Raw genomic sequence first — 18,728 nt, 5'->3', positions numbered from 1 at the left:
GTGTGAACATGATTTCGAAGCCCACCGCGACACCCCGCACGCTCACCCTCACCCGCGCCCGCCTCGCGAGCCCGTTCCCGGACGGCGACGGGCAGCTCATGGACATCGTGCTGCGGGACGACCGGGTCTCCGCCGTCCACCCCACGGGGACCGTTCGGAACGACGGCGCGACCCTCGACCTGGACGGCCGGGTGGTGATGCCCGGCCTGTGGGATCACCATGTGCACTTCGACATGTGGGCCCTGCGCGAGAGCCGCCTGGACGTATCGCCGGCCCGGTCGGCGGCCGAGTGCGCGGCGCTCGTGCGCACGCGGCTGGCCGACCGGCCGCTGGATCCGGGCGCCACGCTGGTCGGCACCGGGTTCCAGGACGGGACCTGGCCCGACCTGCCCACCGCGGAACTGCTCGACGCCTGCAGCGGACCCGTCCCGGTCGTCCTGATCAGCCACGACATCCACTGCGCGTGGCTCAACACCGAGGCGCTGCGCCGGTGGGCGCCGTCCCTGCGCTCGGACGGGCTGGTCCGTGAGCAGGACTGCTACGAGCTCGTGGCCAGGCTCAACGACCTCCCCGCCGAACACCTCGACGCGCTCGTGGCCGAGTCGGTCCGCCGGGCGCACGCGCGCGGAACCGTGGGGATCGTCGAGTTCGAGCGCCGGCCGAACCTGGACAGCTGGGAGCGCCGGGCCCGATCGGGGGTGACGATGCGGGTGGCGTGCGGGGTGTACACCGACCACCTCGACGACGCGATCCGGCGCGGGCTGGCCACCGGCGACGTGCTGCCCGGCACCCGGGGCCTGGTCGAGATGGGATCGTTCAAGATCGTGGTGGACGGTTCGCTGAACACGCGCACCGCGTGGTGCCACGACGCTTTCCCCGGGCTAGACGGGGAGGAGGCCTTCGGCCTGCAGGCGGTGGAGGCAGGCGACCTGCGTGACCTGGTCGGCCGGGCACACGCCGCCGGCATCGCCTCCGCCGTCCACGCGATCGGCGATCGCGCCAACACACTCGCCCTCGACACGTTCGAGACGACCGGCGCCCGCGGGACGATCGAGCACGCGCAACTCCTGAGCACGCGGGATCTGGATCGCTTCGCCCGGCTCGGGGTGGCGGCGAGCGTGCAACCGCGTCACGTCATCGACGACCGGGACGTGGCCGACCGGCACTGGCGGGGGCGTACCGAGCGGGCCTTCCCGCTGGCGTCGCTCCTGTCGGCCGGCGCCCAGGTCCTCTTCGGCTCGGACGCGCCGGTGGCGCCGCTGGATCCGTGGGTCTCGATGGCCTCGGCCGTGTCCCGGGCCGGCCGCGGTCAGCAGCCGTGGCACGCCGAGCAGCGGATCTCCGTCGACCAGGCCCTGCGCGCCTCGACCCGCCACGACCGCTTGGCCCCCGGCGTGCCCGCCGACCTCGTCGTCCTCGCGGCGGACCCCCGCGCCCTCGACGCCGAGGAACTGGCCGCCATGCCCGTCGAGGCCACGGTGGTCGCCGGTGACCTGGTCCACCGGCGCTGGTGATCTTCGGCGAACCGGGCGAACCTCCTGCCCGACCGGCTCGGCGCGCGCGAGGAGGTCGTCAACGGCGTCTGCCGTACGCACGGATCGGCGGCGCAGAGTTCGTCGGGATCACTGACGAAGTGCGGCGATGTGCCGACCTAAGGTATGCCGCACCCCAGACCGGGTTCCAGAACGTGGAGGAGTGGTCCGGCATGATCAGGCCATCGGCAGGCAGCGCGTTGCGCGCCACCTCACAGAAGAGTTTCGGACGGCGTGGCTTCTTGGCCGGGCTCGGCGCGCTGGGCATGGCGCTCGCGGTGCCGGGCTGCGCGAAGGAGGACGGCAAGCCGTCGCCGGCCGGAGCCACCGGCAGCGCCGACAAGGTGGTCGAGCACGCGTACGGCAAGACCACGGTTCCCAAGGACCCGAAGCGGATCGTCGCTCTGGGCCAGACCGACATCGACGTCCTCGTCGCGCTCGGCGTGCCGCCTGTGGCCGTCGGGGTGTTCAGCGGTGACTGGTACTCGCCGCTGCACCCGTGGAACAAGGACGCCTTCCCCAAGCACCCGGACTTTCTCGACTTCGAGGAGTACTCCATCGAGAAGATCCTGGCGCTGAAGCCGGACCTGATCACCGGGGTCATGGGCGGCATGACGAAGAAGGAGTACGACAAGCTCAGCTCGATCTGCCCGGTGGTGGCGCAGCCGAAGGGGTTCACCGACTGGAACGCGCCGCTGGAGCAGCAGACCCAGATGCTCGCGACCGCCCTGGGCCGGGAGGACAAGGGCAAGACGCTGGTGGCCGGCATCACCGACCAGGTGAAGGCGGCCGTCGCGGCCAACCCGGGCTTCGCCGGCCTGACCGTGGCGATCGCCGAGTGCTGGGGGGACACGTTCAAGGTGATCGGTCCCGCCACCCCCCGCTCCAAGTTCTTCACCAACCTCGGCTTCAAGAGCCTGCCCGAACTGGACGCCCTGGTGGGCACCGGCTACAGCGCGGACATCTCCTCCGAGAAGCTCTCCCTGATCGGAGCGGCCGACCTCGTGCTGTGGACGACCGACGGCGGCCAGGTGGAGGCGCTGAAGAAGAACCCGGTCGTCTCCGGGCTGAAGTCCACCAAGGAGGGGCGTTCCCTCTGGTCGACCGGGATGAAGATCGACTCCGCGTTCTGGTCGATGGACTGGGGCACGGTGCTGAGCCTGCCGTACGCCATCGAGCACGTCATCCCGCAGATCAAGGCGGCCATCGACGGGAACACGGGCACCAAGGTCGAGAACTTCTCCTCCTGACGGCCGGACGAGACGACACCGGAGGAACGCATGATCGAGTCCGTCGAGATACGCACCGTGCGGCTGCCGCTCCGCGCGCCGTTCCAGACGTCGAACGGCGTCAGCACCGAGCGCGAGCTCGTCCTGGTCCGGATCGCGGGAGGAGGGGCCGAGGGCTGGGGCGAGTGCGTGGCGGAGCGGGAGCCGACCTACTCCAGCGAGCACAGCCGCGGCGCCGTGGACGTCATGCGTTCGTTCCTGCTGCCTCGCCTGCTCGCGGCGGAGGTGCGCACCGCGGAGGAGGTGGCGCCCGCGCTGCGCGGCGTGGTGGGCCATCCCATGGCGAAGGCGGCGCTGGAGCTGGCGGTCCTCGACCTCGTGCTCCGTCAGCGGGGGGTGTCGCTCGCCCGGTACTTCGGCGCCACCAGGACGAGGATTCCCGCCGGCGTCTCGGTCGGCATCCAGCCGTCGGTCGCGGCGCTGCTGGACGTCGTGGGCGGGTTCGTCGACGAGGGGTACCGGCGGATCAAGCTCAAGATCCAGCCCGGCTGGGACGTGGAGCCGGTCCGGGCGGTCAGGAAGAAGTTCGGCGACGAGCTGCCGCTGCAGGTCGACGCCAACGCCGCCTACGACCTCGCCGACGCCCCGCACCTGCGCCGGCTCGACGAGTTCGGGCTGCTGCTCATCGAGCAGCCCCTGCATCACGACGACCTCTACCAGCACGCGCGACTGGCCGGGATGCTGACGACGCCGCTGTGCCTGGACGAGTCCGTGGTCTCGGCCCGCTCGGCCGCGGCGGCGATCTCGATGGGCGCCGCGAGCATCATCAACGTCAAACCGGGACGCGTCGGCGGCTACCTGGAGGCCAAGCGGATCCACGACCTGGCCCGGGCCCACGGGGTCGCCGTGTGGTGCGGCGGCATGCTGGAGAGCGGCCTCGGCCGGCGGGCCAACATCGCCCTCGCCGCGCTCCCCGGGTTCACCCTCCCGGGCGACACCTCCGCCTCGGACCGCTTCTACACGACCGACCTCACCGCCCCCGTCACGCTTGAGGCGGACGGGCACGTACTGGTCCCCTCCGAACCCGGCATCGGCGCCACGCCCGATCCGGACCTTCTACGCACGTTCACCGTGGACACCTGGAGCTACGAACGATGACCGACAGCACGCTCATACCGAGCCTCGACCAGGTCGCCGACCGGGTCGAGGACCTGATGGCCCGGCACCGGCTGCCGTCGATCTCGCTCGCGATCGCCCAGGGCGACCGGGTGGAGGCCCGCGGCTTCGGGATGGCCGACCTCAAGGGGCGGCCGGCGACCGGCGGCACGCCGTACCTGCTGGCCTCGGTCACCAAGCCCGTCGTCGCGACCCTGTGCGTCATGCTCGCCGAGCGCGGGCTCATCGATCTCGACGAGCCACTGGCCGACCGGCTGCCCTGGCTCGACCGGCAGCGGCCGGGCCGCGGCGGCCGGCCGACCGCCCGTCAGGCGCTGAACCACACCGCCGGGTTCGGACGGTACTGGGACTTCGCCTACGACGACGAGCCCCTGGGCATCGAGCGGGCCGTCGACCGGTACGGCGTGCTGATCCACGAGCCGGGCACCCGCTTCGAGTACGCCAACCTGGGATACGGCGTGCTGGAGCCGTGGCTGGTCGCGGCGACCGGCCATCCGCTGGGCGAACTGCTGGAGCGGTATCTGTTCGGGCCGCTGGGGCTGAGTTCCGGCGCCTACGGGCCCGGTGCCGGAGGGGCGGAGGCGGCGGTGCCGTACACGGCCGAGCGGCATGTTCCTTATCCGACGATCACCACCAGCCACCCGGCCGCGAGCATGGCCTGGATGTCGGCGGCCGACCTGGCCAGGTTCGGGCTGACCCACACGTACGGGTCGGCGGTGCTGGCGCCGGGTTCCGCCGCGGCGGTGCGCACTCCGGGCCTGGAGGACGGGGAACGCTACGGCCTGGGACTGAACGTCCGCCACCCCGACGGCGTCGAGGTGCTGGCCCACGCCGGGGACATGTGCGGGGTGGGCGCGTCGCTGGCCATCCTCCCGGAGTTCGGGGTGAGCGCCGCCGCCGTCGTCAACCAGACCGGATCCTTCGCCCATGCGCGCACGGCCTGCGAGATCCTCCTCGAGACCCTGGTGAGCCACATCGGACCGGAGGAGGACACGACGTCGCCCAAGCCCGTGCCGGCCGGAGAGTGGGCCGGCCAGGTGGCGACCCCCTTTGGCGCGGTACCGCTGCGAGTGGAGGTGGACGGCGACGGCTCGGTGTGGATCGAGGTCACCGGCTCCGGCCGGGTCCAGGCGCGGGTCGAGGAGGACGAGTCGTACGACGTGATGCTCGCCGCCGAGTTGCAACTGCCCACTCCTGACGCGCTGCGGGCCAGCCCGTGGCTCGAACTCGCCCTCGACGTCGGCGACGACCGCCTGACAGGGGCCGCCAGGGCGGTCAAGCACGGCGAGAGCGGGGACCGGGTGGGCAACTGCCTCACCCACTGGTGCGAACTGGAGCGGGTCCGTTGAGCACCCGGACGCTCCCGGCGCCCGCCGTGGCGCGGACCGGTCAGCGGCGGCTGACGCTCGGACTCGGGGTCGCGGCCGCCATCCTGCTCCTTCTCATGGCGGCGAGCCTGGCCCTGGGCGCCGAGAACGTGCCGTTCGCCGACGTCTGGCAGTCACTGACCGCGGGCGGCACCGACGCCGACGTCATCGTGCGCGGCGTACGGCTGCCGCGGACGATCCTCGCGGTCCTGGTCGGCGCCGCGCTGGCGGTCGCCGGCGCGCTGATGCAGGCGCTGAGCCGCAACCCGCTCGCCGAGCCGGGCCTGCTCGGCGTCAACGCCGGCGCCGCCCTGGGCGTGGTGATCGCGATGGCGCACCTCGGGGTCGCCTCGCTCACCGGCTACGTCTGGTTCGCCCTCATCGGAGCCAGCATCGCGACGGTCGCGGTCTACACCCTCGGTTCCGCGGGCACGGCGGGAGCCAGCCCGGCCCGGCTCGCCCTGGCCGGCGCGGCCATCACCGCGGCGCTCACCGGAGTGATCTCCGCGATCGTCCTGCTGTCCTCGACGGTGTTCAACGGGTTCCGGGCCTGGAGCGTCGGAACGTTGTCCGGCCGTACGGCTCCGGTGGTGATCCAGGTGGCGCCGTTCATCGTGGTCGGAATCGTGCTGACGCTGTTCCTGGTCTCCTCGCTCAACGCGCTGGCCCTCGGCGAGGACGCGGCGAAGGGGCTGGGGGCCAACGTGGGGCGTACCCGCCTGCTGGGAGTCGTCGCGACGACGCTGCTGTGCGGCGCCGCCACGGCGGCGGCCGGGCCGATCTCGTTCGTCGGCCTGGTCGTGCCGCACATGGTCCGCACCTTCACCGGCCCCGACCATCGCTGGCTGCTGCCCTACTGCCTGCTGGCCGGGCCGATCCTCATGGTGGCCGCCGACCTGGCCGGGCGCCTGATCGCCCGGCCGGGCGAGCTGCCCACGGCACTGGTCACCGCCATCGTCGGCGCGCCCGTGTTCGTCTACCTGATCCGCCGGCGCCGGATGGCCGGGCTGTGAGCGCGGTGAAGACGGCCCGCCGGGCGCAGGCGGCGCCGCACACGGCCGCGCGGCTGTCCTGGCGCGGATGGTCGGTCCTGTGGCGTCCGCGCGCCGTGCTGGCGAGCGCCGCGGTCGTGCTGGCCGCCCTCGGCTTCGCCCTGGTGCAGCTGGGCGTCGGCGACTACCCGATGTCCCCGGGCGAGGTCCTGGCGACGCTGACCGGCAACCGGGGCGCCGCCCAGGAGTTCGTGATCTTCGATCTCCGGCTTCCCCGGCTGCTCACCGCCGGGCTGGTCGGACTCGCGCTGGGCGCCAGCGGCGCGATCTTCCAGTCGGTGACCCGCAATCCCCTGGGCAGCCCCGAGATCATGGGCTTCACCATGGGCGCCTCGGCGGGCGCCGTGGCCATGGTCCTCGTCTTCGGCGGCCAGGAAGGCTCCGGCATGGCCGGCGCCCTCATCGGCGGCTTCGCCACCGCCGCCACCGTCTACGGGCTCGCCCATCGCCGCGGCATCCAGGGGTTCCGCCTGATCCTGGTCGGTGTCGCCGCCACCGCGCTGCTCGACAGCCTCATCTCCTACCTCCTTCTGCGTGCCCGGCTGCAGGACGCGGAGAGCGCGTACACCTGGCTGGTGGGCAGCCTCAACGGGGCCGACTGGCAGCAGGTCCAGATCATCGGGCTGACCGTCTGCCTGATGATCGTCCCGGTGCTCGCGATCGGAAGCCAGATGCGCCTCCTGGAGATGGGCGACGATCTCGCGCAGGGGCTCGGCGTCCGCGTCAAGCCGACCCGGATGCGGTTGCTGGTGATCGGGACGGTGCTGTGCGCGGGAGCCGTCGCGACCGCGGGGCCGATCGCGTTCGTCGCGCTGGCCGCACCGCAGATCATGCGCCGCCTGACCGGCGGCTCGGTGTCCATCGTGCCCGCGGCCCTGATGGGGGCCCTGATCCTGATCGTCAGCGACCTCGCCGCCCAGCGCGTCTGGCCGGACTCCCAGATGCCGGTCGGCATCCCGACCCTTTGTATCGGCGGTACCTACCTGGCCTGGCTGCTGTACCAGCAGAGCCGTGCCTCCCGCCTCTGACCTGGAGTGCCCATGAAGATAGAGAACGCGCCCGACGCGCTCCACGGCAACCGCCTGCGCGCGCACAACCTTTCTCTGCGGTACGGCGAGCGGGTCGTCGCCGAGAACCTGTCGATCGACATCCCCGACGGCTCGCTCACGATGATCGTCGGCCCGAACGCCTGCGGGAAGTCCACCCTGTTGCGCGCGCTCGCGCGGCTCCTGCAACCCGAGCGCGGCAGCGTCGTACTCGACGGGGAGGACATCGCGAAGTACCCGTCGAAGGAGGTCGCGCGCCGGCTCGGCCTCCTCCCGCAGACCTCGATCGCCCCCGACGGCATCACCGTGGCCGACCTCGTGGCCCGCGGCCGCTTCCCGCACCAGAAGTTCCTGCGCCAGTGGTCGGCCGACGACGACGTGGCCGTGGCCGGCGCGCTCGAACGGACGAACACCGGCGATCTCGCGACCCGCTACGTCGACGAGCTCTCCGGCGGGCAGCGCCAGCGCGTGTGGCTGGCCATGGCACTCGCCCAGGAGACTCCGCTGCTGCTGCTCGACGAGCCGACGACCTATCTCGACATCACCCACCAGGTCGAGGTGCTGGACCTCTGCGCCGAACTGCAGGAGAGCGGGGAGCGCACGATCGTGGTCGTGCTGCACGAACTCAACCTCGCCGCCCGGTACGCCACCCACCTGATCGCCATGCGCGACGGGTCGGTGGTGGCCAGCGGGTCGCCCAAGGACATCGTCACCCCGGAGCTGATCGAGAAGGTCTACCAGCTTCCCTGCTCGATCATCGACGACCCCGAGACCGGAACGCCGCTGGTCATCCCGGCGGCCCGTACCAGGACCACCGCACCGTGTACGTGAACCCCGACTTCAAGGCCGGCACCGGGCAGGCCCACGACCTGATGGAACGCTGGCCGTTCGCGGTCGTCATCGCGCTCGACCCGGACGTGCTGCTGTCGTTCGTGCCGGTGGAGCTCCGCCGCGACCAGGGCCGGCACGGGACCCTGGTCGGGCACGTCTCGGCCGCCGACCCCGTGGCCGTTGCGCTCCGCCAGGGCACCGCCCTGCGCGTCGCCTTCACCGGGCCCGTCGCCTACGTGAGCCCGGCGTGGTACGCCGAGCGGGGTCTGCCGACCTACAACTTCGGCGCGGTCGAGGCGGCGGGAACCGCCCGGCCGCTCGACGATCCGAAGCTGGTCAAGCGGCACCTGATGGCGCTGGTCGCCGCGCACGAAGGGGCGCGTACCGACGGGCTGGACAGGTGGCGGCCCGACGGCTGGGCGCGGCAGCGCACCGAGGAGCTCCTGGGAGAGCTGCAGGCGTTCGAGATGCCGATCGATCGGCTGGAGGTGAAGCTGAAGATCGGGCAGAACCGCTCGCCGGGCGACCGGCTGGGCACCATCGCCGGTCTGGAGGCGTCACACCATGTCGAGGCGGCGGCCTTGATGCGGGCACGCTACGGATGCCCGCACTGACCGGCCGGTGGGTCGGGCGCACGAACCGGCCGGGCCGCTCTCGTCGTTTCCACCGAGATCCGCGCTGGTGGACGTGCCTACCATGGGCGGACCACTCCGGAAACGACAGGCAGGTGAACAGTGGGAACCACCCCGAATCCCATCGAGGACGGACGCTCCTCCCACGGTGAGACCGCTGGTCGCGGACCGACCCTGGGCAGGGTCCTGCAGCACTTGGGACCGATGCTGCTCGCCACGCTCGCGGGCACGCCTCGCTACCTGGCGCCCGTCGGCGGCGTCGTCGTCCACGACGCGGACGACCCGCCGCCGATCCCCGTGGGGGCGATCGTGCTCGGCGTCGGCGTCACGGCGCCGGACGAGGTCCGCTCGCTGGTCCGGCTGGCCTGCCTGCACGCCGCCGCCGCGGTGCTCATCCGGCAGCCGCGCGAACGCGGGCTCGCCGTCGACGACCTGCTTCCCGACGAGGGGATGGTCGTGCTCGGCCTGCCGGCGGGAGTGTCCTGGCAGCAGGTGATCGCGGTGCTCGGGACGGCTCTGCAGTCGCCCCCGCACCCGAAGGTCCGCGACCTGGGCGGGCGCGAGGTCGGCGATCTCTTCGGTATGGCCGGCGCCATCAGCGATCTCATCGGCGCCCACGTCACCATCGAGGACCGCAACTCCGTGGTGCTGGCCTACTCCGACCACCAGGGGGAGACCGACCCGATCCGCGTCGAGGTGATCCTGGGACGCCGGACACCCGAGCCCTACTGGGTCTTCGACGAGGAGCGCGGGGCGCTGCGCGCGATCCGCGAGTCCGTGCGCCCGGTGTTCCTGCCGCCACTCGACCTCCCCGACGGCCGCGTCACCCGGGGCCGGGTCGCGGTCGCCGTCCGCGCCGGTGACGAGATCCTGGGCTCGATCTGGGGCGTCGTCGATAAGCCGCTCACCACCGAGAAGGACGACCTGCTGCTCGACGCCTCCCGGCTCGTGGCCCTGCACATGCTCCAGCTGCGGGCCGGCGCCGACGGAGCCAGGCGGCTGCGGACCGACCTCGTGGCCACCGCCCTGACCGGCGGCCCCGAGGCCCGTTCCGCGCTGGACCGGCTGCGCCTGGCCGGGCATTCCCTGATCGTCGTCGCGCTGACGCTGAACGAGCCGGCCGACGGCGCGTACACCGCGGCCGCCGCACACGTCACCAAGCTGCAGCGGCTGGCGGTCTCGTTCCAGGTCCACCTGGCGGGGACCTGGGCCGACACGGCCGTGGCGCTTCTCGACGACACCGTCTACGCGCTCGTGCCGTCCCGGCGCGAGGACACCGAGGTCAGCCTGGAACTCACCTGCCGGAGCTTCATCGGACGGGGCGCCGAGGGCGCCGTCGTGGGCATCGGCAGAGTCGTGCACGAGGCCGCCGAGCTGGAGCTGTCACGGGCGGACGCGGACCGTGCGCTGCGGGTGCTGGGACGGCGCCCGCCCGAGCCGTCGTCGGCGCCCTGGGCCGACCGGGTGGCCCGCGCGTGCGACATCGAGGTGGAGGCGCTCATGATGGAGCTGCGCGACCTCGCCGCGAGTTCGAAACGCGGGCCGTTCGGCGCCTACGCGCGGCTGCTCGCCTACGACGAGACCCGGGACTCGACGTTCATGGTGGAGACGTTGCGCGCCTGGCTGGACGCCCACGGCGACGTGATGGCCGCCTCCGCGGCGACGCACGTCCACCAGAACACCTTCCGGTACCGGCTCAAGCGGATGTCGGAGATCGGGGAGTTCTCGCTCGACGACCCGGCGGCGAGGTTCACGCTGCAGCTCCAGTTGCATCTCTACCCGCCGGTGCCCGCCACCGGACGCTCCAGCAGGTAGCAGCCGTCCCGGCGGACGTCGACGACCGCCCAGCCGTCGGAGAGCGCCCACGTCATGGCCTTGCGCAGGCCGGCGCGCCACGCGCTGGCGGCGGCCGGGTTCGTGTGCCGCAGCGTCTCGATGTCCGCCGGGATCTGCAGCGCCAGCAGCTCGGCCCCCGAGCCGGGACTGTCCAGGAGCGGATGGTCGCCGTCCTGGCGGAGCAGGTAGTGCGGCTCTCTGTCCAGGCCGGCAGAAGGCCGCGGGTACGGGCGCAGCAGGTTCCAGTTGGCCAGCGCCCGGTCCGAGTCGTCGTGACCGTTGAGCGTGTCGCCCATGTCGCCGTAGAAGTTCTCGAAGTAACGGTCGATGCGCGCGCCCAGGCGGTGCACGTTCAGGTAGGCGTTGCGGGCCACGAGGGGGTCGAAGGTCCACGTGATGTTCGTGGCTCCCACGCTCAGCGCCCAGTGGCGCTGGTGCAGCTTCAGGGCGTTGCCCGCCCCGCGCCCGCGCAGCTCGGGCAGGACACCGGCGAGATGACTGTGCAACGTACGCGCCCGCGGCGGCCCGAAGAAGCCGGCCGCGGCGCCCACCACCCGGTCACCGGCCCGCACCACGGCGACGTAGTTGCCGCTGTGGGCGAGAGCGATCAACGCGCCGGGGATCAGCAGGCTGTTCTCCCGCTGGTTCCAGACCCGATCGAAGAGCCGGCTCGCGGCCTCGCAGTCGGCCTGGGAGGAGGCCAGACCGATCGTCACTCCGGCACGCCCGGCGGCGTCGGCCGCGAGCGAGGCCGCACTGAGCAGCCAGCCGTCCGCAACCTTGTTGTCATTCGTCATCACGCTTCTGCTCCACCTCACGCCTTGTCACGGACCGGGCCATCCTGACCGGCGGGACATGGGCAGCGGCACAGACCGGCTCACAAATTCCGCCGGGCTCCTTGGGTGATCCAGACGAACAGGCGTTCATGAACCGGCTTTGCCGAAGTGGCAAAGGGATTTGCGGCGATCCCCACCAAGGTCGCAAGCTGACGGCGTCAAAGAACGGAGAACGCATGTCGAGGCTCACACACCGCCTGGTTTCGTCCCCGGCGGGCAGGACGCATCTCGTGGAGCAGGGTGCCGGACCGCTGGTGCTTCTGGTGCACGGGTTCCCGGAATTCTGGTACTCCTGGCGCCACCAGCTGCCGGTCCTGGCCGCGGCCGGATACCGTGCCGTGGCCGTTGACGTCCGCGGTTACGGGCGCTCCGCCAAACCGGCGGAGGTGTCCGCGTACCGGATGCTCGAACTGGTCGAGGACAACGTCGCCGTCGTGGAGGCGCTCGGCGCCGACAGCGCGGTGATCGTCGGGCACGACTGGGGCGCGACCATCGCCGCCACCTCCGCGCTCACCCGGCCGGACGTCTTCAGCGCGCTCGCCCTGCTGAGCGTTCCCTATACGCCGCCCGGTGGCCCGCGGCCCAGCGAGGTCTTCGCCGGCATGGGCGGCGACGACGAGTTCTACGTGTCCTACTTCCAGGAGCCCGGCAGGGCCGAAGCCGAGATCGAACCGGACGTCCGCGGCTGGCTGGCGGGCTTCTACGCCGCCTTGTCCGCCGGCACCATGCCCGCGCCCGGCGCACCGGACCCGCACTTCGTCAGCCGCGGCGGGAGGTTGCGCGACCGGTTCCCGGCCGGGCGGCTGCCCGCCTGGCTCGGCGAGGACGACCTCGACCTGTACGCCGCGGAGTTCGAGCGGACCGGCCTGACCGGGGCGCTCAACCGCTACCGCAACATGGACCGGGACTGGGAGGACCTCGCCGCCCATTCCGGCCGGCCCATCACCCAGCCGTCCCTGTTCCTGGGCGGGGCCCAGGACGCCTCCACCACCTGGCTGACCGAGGCGATCCAGGCCTACCCCGCCACGCTGCCCGGCCTGATGGGCTCGCACATCCTCGACGGGTGCGGCCACTGGATTCAGCAGGAGCGCGGGGACGAGGTCAACCGGATCCTCACCGGCTGGCTCGCGGCCCTCCCCACCTGATCACCTCTGGTCGCCCATCGTCTCCGCCAGGCGGTCGATCTCGGCGGCCAGGCGCTCGCGCACGCCGGTCATGGCGGCGATGCGCGCGTCCAGCGCTCCGAGCCGCTCGGAGTAGGTCCGGATCAGCGACAGGCAGTCCTTGGGCGGGTCGGGTTCGCCGGTGCCCAGGCAGTGCACGAACCGCAGCACGTCCTCCGAGCTCAGCCCGGCGTGCAGCAGGCGGGCGATGTCGCGCACGAGCGGGACGGCGCCGTCGTCGTACCTCCGGTAGCCGTTGTGATCGCGCTCCGCGCTGATCAGGCCCTGCTCCTCGTAGTAGCGCAGCGCCCGGGTGGACACACCCGCGCAACGCGCCACCTCGCCGATCCGCATCACCGGTCCACCCTTCTTCCGCCGGACGTGAACGCCCTCCGGAACAACGCCAGCGACACCAGCACGCATCCCGCGGCGGTCGCGGGCACGGCAAGCGGGCCGAACGTCTCCAGAGCCAGGCCGCCGATCCCGCCGGCCAGGGAGAAGCCGAGGAACATGGCGCTGTTGTTGAGCGCGATCAGCTCGTTGGCGGCACCCGGGCCGTCGGCCCGCTCCAGCAGCCAGGCCTGGGTGGCCGGTGCGATTCCCCAGGTCGCGAGGCCGTACAGGATCACGAGCGACGTGACGACGGGGAGGGGGTACGGCCCGCCGGCGAGCCCCAGGACGGCCATGAGGAGAGGCGCGGCGAACACGCCGAGCAGGAGGATCATCAGCGCGCGCAGGGCGCCCAGCGCGTCGACCAGGCGGCCGCCCGCGAACGCGCCGACGATCCCCGCCAGGCCAACGGCGGTGATGAGCGGGGCGACGGCGGCGCCGCGGATGCCGCCGATCCGGCCGACGATCTCGGTGATGTAGACGTAGGACATCATGCCGCCGGCGCCGCTGGGGATCATCGCCAGGAGCGCCGCGGCGGTGCCGGGACGGCGTAGCGGCGCCAGCCGGTCCTTGAGACGGGACGCTCCCGTGCCCGGCAGCGCGGGCAGGGACAGCAGCAGTCCGAGCCCGGCGAGCAGGGCGATCGCGGCGACGTAGACCATCGTGGCCCGCCAGCCCAGCTCGCCGCCGATCCAGGTGCCGACCGGTACCCCGGCCACCAGCGAGGTCGTCAGCCCGGCCCCGACGACCGCGAGGAAGCGCCCCTGCCGGCCCTCGGGGGCGGCCGTGGCGGCGACGGCGAAGGCGGCGGGAGAGGCGGTGGCGGCGGCCAGTCCGGAGACGATCCGCGCCACCATCAGCAGGCCGTACGTGGGGGCGACGGCGGCGGCGAGGTTGGCCAGGACGAACACGGCGGCGGCCCCGGCGAGCACCGGCCGGCGCGGCAGCCGGGAGGTCAGGAGGGCGGCGACCGGCGCGCCCAGCGCGTAGGTCAGCGCGAACACCGTGACGAGCTGGCCGCTCATCGCGACCGACACGTCCAGGTCGCGGGCGATGTCCGGGAGGACGCCGGCGATGATCAGGTCGTCGGTGCCGAAGGAGAAGGCGAGGAGGAAAAGGCTCAGCAGCCACAACGGCAGCCGCGGGCCGCTCCCTTGCGTATTCATGCGGCGACGCTAGGACCTTCACGCCGGCGTCAAGGTCAAGGGGAAACGCGCGCACCGATGAGTCTGCGACGCTGCCGGGGTCAGTACCGGCGACCTGCCGACCATACGCGGAGGACATCATGGCGCTCGACCTCTTTGCCGGGATACCCGTCACCGACTACGCCGCGGCGCTGCCGTGGTACGAGCGGTTCTTCGGTGCGGGGCCGTCGTTCCTGCCGAACGAGATCGAGGCGGTGTGGGAGGTGGCCGAGCACCGGTACGTCTACATCGTGCAGGACCCGAAGCGGGCGGGGAACGCCCTGGTGTTCTCCTACGTCGAGGACCTGGACGAGCGGGTCGCCGCGCTCGCCGGGCGGGGCATCGAGCCGGCGGACCGCGAGACGTTCGACGGCGGCGTGGTCAAGGTGATCTACCGGGACCCGGAGGGCAACGAGATCAGCTACGGCGGCGGCCCCGGAGCCTGACGCCGGGAGACGATCGGTTCCGAGGACGGCCCGGCCCGCGCCGGGCCACCCTCGGAGGCGGGTCAGCCGACCGCGTACGCGCGCAGGATGGTCTGCGTCACGGTGTCGCCCGCGCTGTCGGCCACGGCCGCGCGCAGGGAGACGAACCCCGGCGTGCCCGGGTTCGTCAGCACGGCGCGCCAGTCGCGGCCGGCGCGGCCGACCGGGACGGGACGCCAGTTCGCGCCGTCGTCGACGGACATCTCCAGCCGGACCGACGTCACCGCCGCCCGCGCCGAGCCGGGATTGCGCTCGATCCGCAGCGGCAGCCGGGTCACGCCGCCCGGCTTGGCGCGGTTGGACGCGTCCAGCCCCTCGGGGCTGTAGCGGACCGCCATGAGCGGCAGCGGCCGCTCCCCGGTCGTGGTCGCGGAGCGGAACGACCACACCGACTCCACCCCGGTGGACAGCGCGGAGTGCGGAACCTCCCTGCGCATCGACGCGGTCAGCGTGTAGCGGCCGGCCCCGGCGGGCAGGTCCGCGCGCAGCTCGCAGCCTTGCGGCCGGTAGACGTCGCAGTTCGCGAGGTCGGCCCTGGCCAGCACCTGGCCGCCCTTGGCGAGCGTGGCGACGCCGGTGGCGGCGAGGTCCGTGCCCGTTCTGTCCCTGCCGCCGTCGGCGAACATCCCCAGCGCGGAGAAACTCAGGCCGTCCCCGGTACGGCTGCCGCCCGGCGACAGGAACGACGGCCCGGTGACCGCCGCGTTCCACACCTCACGGGTGTGCCCGCGCTTCATGAGCTTCCCGCCGTCGAACATGATCGACGTGCCGGCCTCCAGCCCGCTGTCGTAGATCAGCCCGGGTGAGCGGTAGTGGGTGAGTGTGCCGGGCAGGGCGATCTCGCCGACCGGCGCGTCCAGCCCGATGCCGTGCAGCCCGACCAGGGGTGTGCCGGTGGCCTCCACCGCGGCGGCGCGGTAGGTGGTGGTGACCTTGGCCAGATCCCGTTGCCTGGCGTGATACGCGGGATCCTCGGGCAGGCCGCCGGTACGACGGTCCACCAGCGTGTAGACGTCCTTGCTGAGCCAGGTGGTCGTCAGGCTGTAGACCAGGCCGGGCGACGGGGCCGGCACGACGAAGACCTCGGAGTTGAGGTCCGTGCCGCCCATGAATCCCCAGCTGCTCCACTTGCCGTGCTCCAGCCCGAGACCGAAGACGGGCTGGAGCCGGGCGCTCGGATCGTCGAGGGTGGCCTTCACCCCCTTGCCCCGGCGCGCGTCCACGGTGACCCGCTGGTCGCCGCCGTCCACCTTCAGCGGGCTGTCGGCGACCGTCATCGCCATCTTGCCCTCGATCCGCTGCCAGATGAACGTGTACAGATTCCAGTCGCCTTCGGGCAGCCGGATCTTGGCCACGCCGTCCCGGAAGGCGGGCACATGGACGGCCCCGGTCCTGGCGTCGTAGATCTCGCTGGAGAACGGGTCGGTGGGCAGGCCCTGCCTGCCGATGGCGGTGATGGTCACGTCGTAGGACTCCGGCTCGACGTACGCGCCGGCCAGGGTGCGGATCACCGTCTCGCCCGACCTGGCGGTCACCGTTCCCGGGTAGTCGCCCGCGGCCTTTCCATCGGCGTCGATGGTGAGCGTGACCGACGCCTCGCCCCCGGCCGGGACCGTGATCTGGCCGGGCGGCGGCTTCAGCACCTCGCCGTCCGCCGACAGGTCGAGGGTGAGCGGGCTGTCGCCGGAGTTGGCGTAGGTGATCGTCCTGGTCGCCGTCCGGCCGCCGGTGCCGTCCCAGGGGAAGCTCGCCCACAGGTTCGCCTGCCGGGGTACGACCTGCTGCCGCAGCGCGCGTACCAGATCGATCGTCCCCGCTCCCTGCTGGTAGATCGTCGCGCCGGGGACGGCGGCGGCGCTGCCGGTCAGCGCGGCCTTGAGCTGCGCGCCCGTCCACTCCGGATGGCGCTGGGCCAGGATCGCCGCCGCGCCCGCCACGTGCGGGGTGGCCATCGACGTGCCGCTCATCGCCCGGTGGTCGCCCCCGGGAGCGGCGGCCGTGATGTCCACGCCCGGCGCGGTCACGTCGGGTTTGATCGCGTGGTCGTTCACACGTGGTCCGGGGCTGGAGAAGTCGGCCATCCGGCCCTGCCTGTCCACCGCGCCCACGGTGAGGGCCGCTTCGGCGCTGCCCGGACTGGACACCTTGCCATGCGGCCCCGCGTTCCCCGACGCGGCGACGAACAGCGTGCCGGTCCGCTCCGACAGCGTGTCGACCGCCTGCTCCAGCGGATCCAGCTCCGGGCCGTCGGGAGCGCCGAAGCTCATGTTGACGACCTTGGCCTTGACCTCGACCGCCGCCCACTCCATACCGGCGAGGATGGCCGAGTCGGTCGGTCCCGCGGGCCCGCCCACCTTCCCCATGGCCAGGCTCGCCTCGGGCGCCACGCCCCGGTACTTCTCGCCCCTGCCGAGCACGATCGAGGAGACGTGGGTGCCGTGGCCAAGGTTGTCGCGCATGTCGGGTTCGTCGCTGAAGTTCCGCTCCTGCACCACCGCGCCCTTGAAGGCCGGGTGCTCGGCGTCGTAGCCGGAGTCGAGGACCGCGACGGTGACGCCCTTGCCCGTCATGCCCTGCTGCCACGCTTGGGGCGCGCCGATCTGCTTGACGCTCTCGTCCAGCGTGAACGGCCTGCGGCCGTCCAGCCACACTTTGGTACGGCCCGCCGCCAGTGTGCGAGACGCGGTGAGCCGCCGCCAGGCCTGGGCGGCATCCGCCTTGGGCACCCGCGCCGCGGTCATGCCCAGGCCGGGCAGCCGCCGTACCTCCAGGGAGCCCAGGGGCGCGGTGAGGCCCTGCTCGATGACGGGGATGTCGGGGGTGTCGGCGTCGCCGTACCGCCAGGCCAGGAGCTGGGTGATGTCGAACAGCCGCCGGTCCAGCACGCCCTGGGCGACCAGCGGCATGGCGTCGGACGGGATCACGTACAGGTGGCCCCCGCGCACCTGCTTCACGAAGCCGACCTGCCTGCCGGGCCCCGGCTCCACGCGATGCCCCTGCCCGGCGAGTACGACGCGGTCGCCGGTGATCAGGGTCACCGCGTTCGCCCGCGGGGCCGGCGCCTCCGCCGCCGCGGCCGGGGTCGAGCCGATCGTCGCCGCCAGGAGGGCGGCCAGCACTGATCTGCCTAACGTCTTCATGACTGGGTCAATGTCCGGAGAGATCCATTTGTTACACCCTGACTTTCGGCAGGGGTGGCGGTTGACGAACGGCGGATGATCCGCCCGGCCCTGCGTTGCCAGACTCGCCCTCCATGAACACAGACTTTCCCGGGCGGTGGATCGGCGGGGTGACGCTCGTCCTGGGGCCGGTGGTCCTGTGCGCCGGACTGCTGCTGCGCCACCTCGCCACGGTCACCGCCCTCACCCCTCAACAGCGGGAATGGGCCGAGGCACAGCCGTTCGCCGCTTATGGCCAACTGCTGGCGTACACCGTCGAACCCGCCCTGTTCGCCCTCGCCTACGCGGTCTTCGCGCTGGGGGCGCTGCTGCTCCTGCCCGCCTTCATCGCCCTGGCCCAGCGGGTGGGCGGCGGCCTCGCCTTCTGGGGCGCCACGCTGCTGGCCGCCGGCCTCTTCGCCCGCCTGTACTTCGCCGGCGCCGACCAGACCGCCTTCCAGCTCACCGAGGTCATCGGGCTGGACCAGGCCACGAGCGCGATCATGAAGGAGTACGTGGACATCTCCTACGGGCCGTGGCTGGTGCCGGTCTGGGCCTCGGTCGGCCAGTACGCGGGCTCGCTCCTGCTGGCCGTCGCCGCCTGGCGTTCCGGGCTCCTCGGTACGGCCCGCGCGGTGATGCTGCTCCTGGCCGGAGGCACCTGGATGGGCGTGCTGAAGAGCGCCTCGATCCCCGACGCGCTGGTCGCCGGCCTGCTCTGCGTGGCCCTGGTCCCGCTGGGCGTACGGATCCTGGCCGACCGGCCGCTCACCCCACCGGGGCGGTCGAAGGTGCTGAGCTGGTGACCGGG

General features: G+C 72.4%; 16 protein-coding genes. 12 read left to right on the top strand and 4 right to left on the bottom strand.

Annotated features, from left to right (window positions below):
- Positions 1–8: 8 nt before the first annotated feature.
- The 9 genes from ACFWY5_RS00365 (at position 9) to ACFWY5_RS00325 (ending at position 10,680) form a co-directional block, all read left to right on the top strand.
- Positions 9–1,514 carry an amidohydrolase gene (locus ACFWY5_RS00365; protein WP_379630136.1) on the top strand — a complete coding sequence of 502 codons (1,506 nt, stop codon included), beginning with the start codon at positions 9–11 and terminating at the stop codon, positions 1,512–1,514.
- A gap of 191 nt (positions 1,515–1,705) precedes the next feature.
- Positions 1,706–2,782: an ABC transporter substrate-binding protein gene (locus ACFWY5_RS00360; RefSeq protein WP_379630135.1), complete on the top strand. Its 1,077-nt coding sequence runs from the start codon at positions 1,706–1,708 to the stop codon at positions 2,780–2,782.
- 30 nt (positions 2,783–2,812) lie between these two features.
- The gene (gene menC, locus ACFWY5_RS00355; RefSeq protein ID WP_379630134.1) at positions 2,813–3,919 is read left to right on the top strand and encodes an o-succinylbenzoate synthase; all 1,107 of its coding nucleotides are present in this window, start codon (positions 2,813–2,815) and stop codon (positions 3,917–3,919) included.
- Positions 3,916–5,286 carry a serine hydrolase domain-containing protein gene (locus tag ACFWY5_RS00350; RefSeq protein ID WP_379630133.1) on the top strand — a complete coding sequence of 457 codons (1,371 nt, stop codon included), beginning with the start codon at positions 3,916–3,918 and terminating at the stop codon, positions 5,284–5,286. The genes menC and ACFWY5_RS00350 overlap by 4 nt, the downstream gene beginning before the upstream one ends.
- Entirely contained in the window at positions 5,283–6,317 is a 1,035-nt protein-coding gene (locus ACFWY5_RS00345; RefSeq protein WP_379630132.1) for a FecCD family ABC transporter permease, read from the top strand. Before ACFWY5_RS00350 ends, ACFWY5_RS00345 begins: the two co-directional genes overlap by 4 nt.
- Entirely contained in the window at positions 6,314–7,384 is a 1,071-nt protein-coding gene (locus ACFWY5_RS00340) for a FecCD family ABC transporter permease (protein ID WP_379610252.1), read from the top strand. Before ACFWY5_RS00345 ends, ACFWY5_RS00340 begins: the two co-directional genes overlap by 4 nt.
- Before the next feature lie 12 nt (positions 7,385–7,396).
- Complete coding sequence (locus tag ACFWY5_RS00335; protein ID WP_379610250.1) at positions 7,397–8,233, top strand: ABC transporter ATP-binding protein; 837 nt, start codon at positions 7,397–7,399, stop codon at positions 8,231–8,233.
- Positions 8,224–8,847: an FMN-binding negative transcriptional regulator gene (locus ACFWY5_RS00330; protein ID WP_379630131.1), complete on the top strand. Its 624-nt coding sequence runs from the start codon at positions 8,224–8,226 to the stop codon at positions 8,845–8,847. The genes ACFWY5_RS00335 and ACFWY5_RS00330 overlap by 10 nt, the downstream gene beginning before the upstream one ends.
- Positions 8,848–9,069: 222 nt before the next feature.
- Positions 9,070–10,680 carry a PucR family transcriptional regulator gene (locus ACFWY5_RS00325; protein WP_379630130.1) on the top strand — a complete coding sequence of 537 codons (1,611 nt, stop codon included), beginning with the start codon at positions 9,070–9,072 and terminating at the stop codon, positions 10,678–10,680.
- Here the strand turns inward: ACFWY5_RS00325 and ACFWY5_RS00320 are convergent.
- Positions 10,641–11,498, bottom strand: coding sequence for a GNAT family N-acetyltransferase (locus ACFWY5_RS00320; RefSeq protein ID WP_379630357.1), 858 nt, complete (start codon positions 11,496–11,498; stop codon positions 10,641–10,643). The two genes, ACFWY5_RS00325 and ACFWY5_RS00320, sit on opposite strands and share 40 nt — an antisense overlap.
- 215 nt (positions 11,499–11,713) lie before the next feature.
- Between ACFWY5_RS00320 and ACFWY5_RS00315 the strand changes: the two genes are divergently transcribed.
- The gene (locus ACFWY5_RS00315) at positions 11,714–12,682 is read left to right on the top strand and encodes an alpha/beta hydrolase (RefSeq protein WP_379610247.1); all 969 of its coding nucleotides are present in this window, start codon (positions 11,714–11,716) and stop codon (positions 12,680–12,682) included.
- Here ACFWY5_RS00315 and ACFWY5_RS00310 read toward each other — a convergent pair whose 3' ends face one another.
- Positions 12,683–13,054, bottom strand: coding sequence for a MerR family DNA-binding transcriptional regulator (locus ACFWY5_RS00310; protein WP_379630129.1), 372 nt, complete (start codon positions 13,052–13,054; stop codon positions 12,683–12,685).
- Positions 13,054–14,256, bottom strand: coding sequence for an MFS transporter (locus tag ACFWY5_RS00305; RefSeq protein ID WP_379630128.1), 1,203 nt, complete (start codon positions 14,254–14,256; stop codon positions 13,054–13,056). The genes ACFWY5_RS00310 and ACFWY5_RS00305 overlap by 1 nt, the downstream gene beginning before the upstream one ends.
- Positions 14,257–14,375: 119 nt before the next feature.
- Here ACFWY5_RS00305 and ACFWY5_RS00300 point away from each other — a divergent pair, with 119 nt between their 5' ends.
- Positions 14,376–14,720 (top strand): VOC family protein, encoded by a 345-nt coding sequence (locus ACFWY5_RS00300; RefSeq protein ID WP_379610244.1) that lies wholly within the window; start codon positions 14,376–14,378, stop codon positions 14,718–14,720.
- Positions 14,721–14,782: 62 nt separating this feature from the next.
- Here the strand turns inward: ACFWY5_RS00300 and ACFWY5_RS00295 are convergent, their stop codons facing one another.
- Entirely contained in the window at positions 14,783–17,899 is a 3,117-nt protein-coding gene (locus tag ACFWY5_RS00295; protein WP_379630127.1) for a S8 family serine peptidase, read from the bottom strand.
- A gap of 113 nt (positions 17,900–18,012) precedes the next feature.
- On the opposite strand from ACFWY5_RS00295, the gene ACFWY5_RS00290 reads away from it, so the two are divergent.
- Positions 18,013–18,723, top strand: coding sequence for a hypothetical protein (locus ACFWY5_RS00290; RefSeq protein WP_379630126.1), 711 nt, complete (start codon positions 18,013–18,015; stop codon positions 18,721–18,723).
- The last annotated feature ends 5 nt before the right edge of the window (positions 18,724–18,728 follow it).

Source organism: Nonomuraea sp. NPDC059007 (assembly GCF_042740555.1).
Lineage (GTDB): Bacteria > Actinomycetota > Actinomycetes > Streptosporangiales > Streptosporangiaceae > Nonomuraea.
This window is presented reverse-complemented; position numbering and strand designations above follow the sequence as displayed.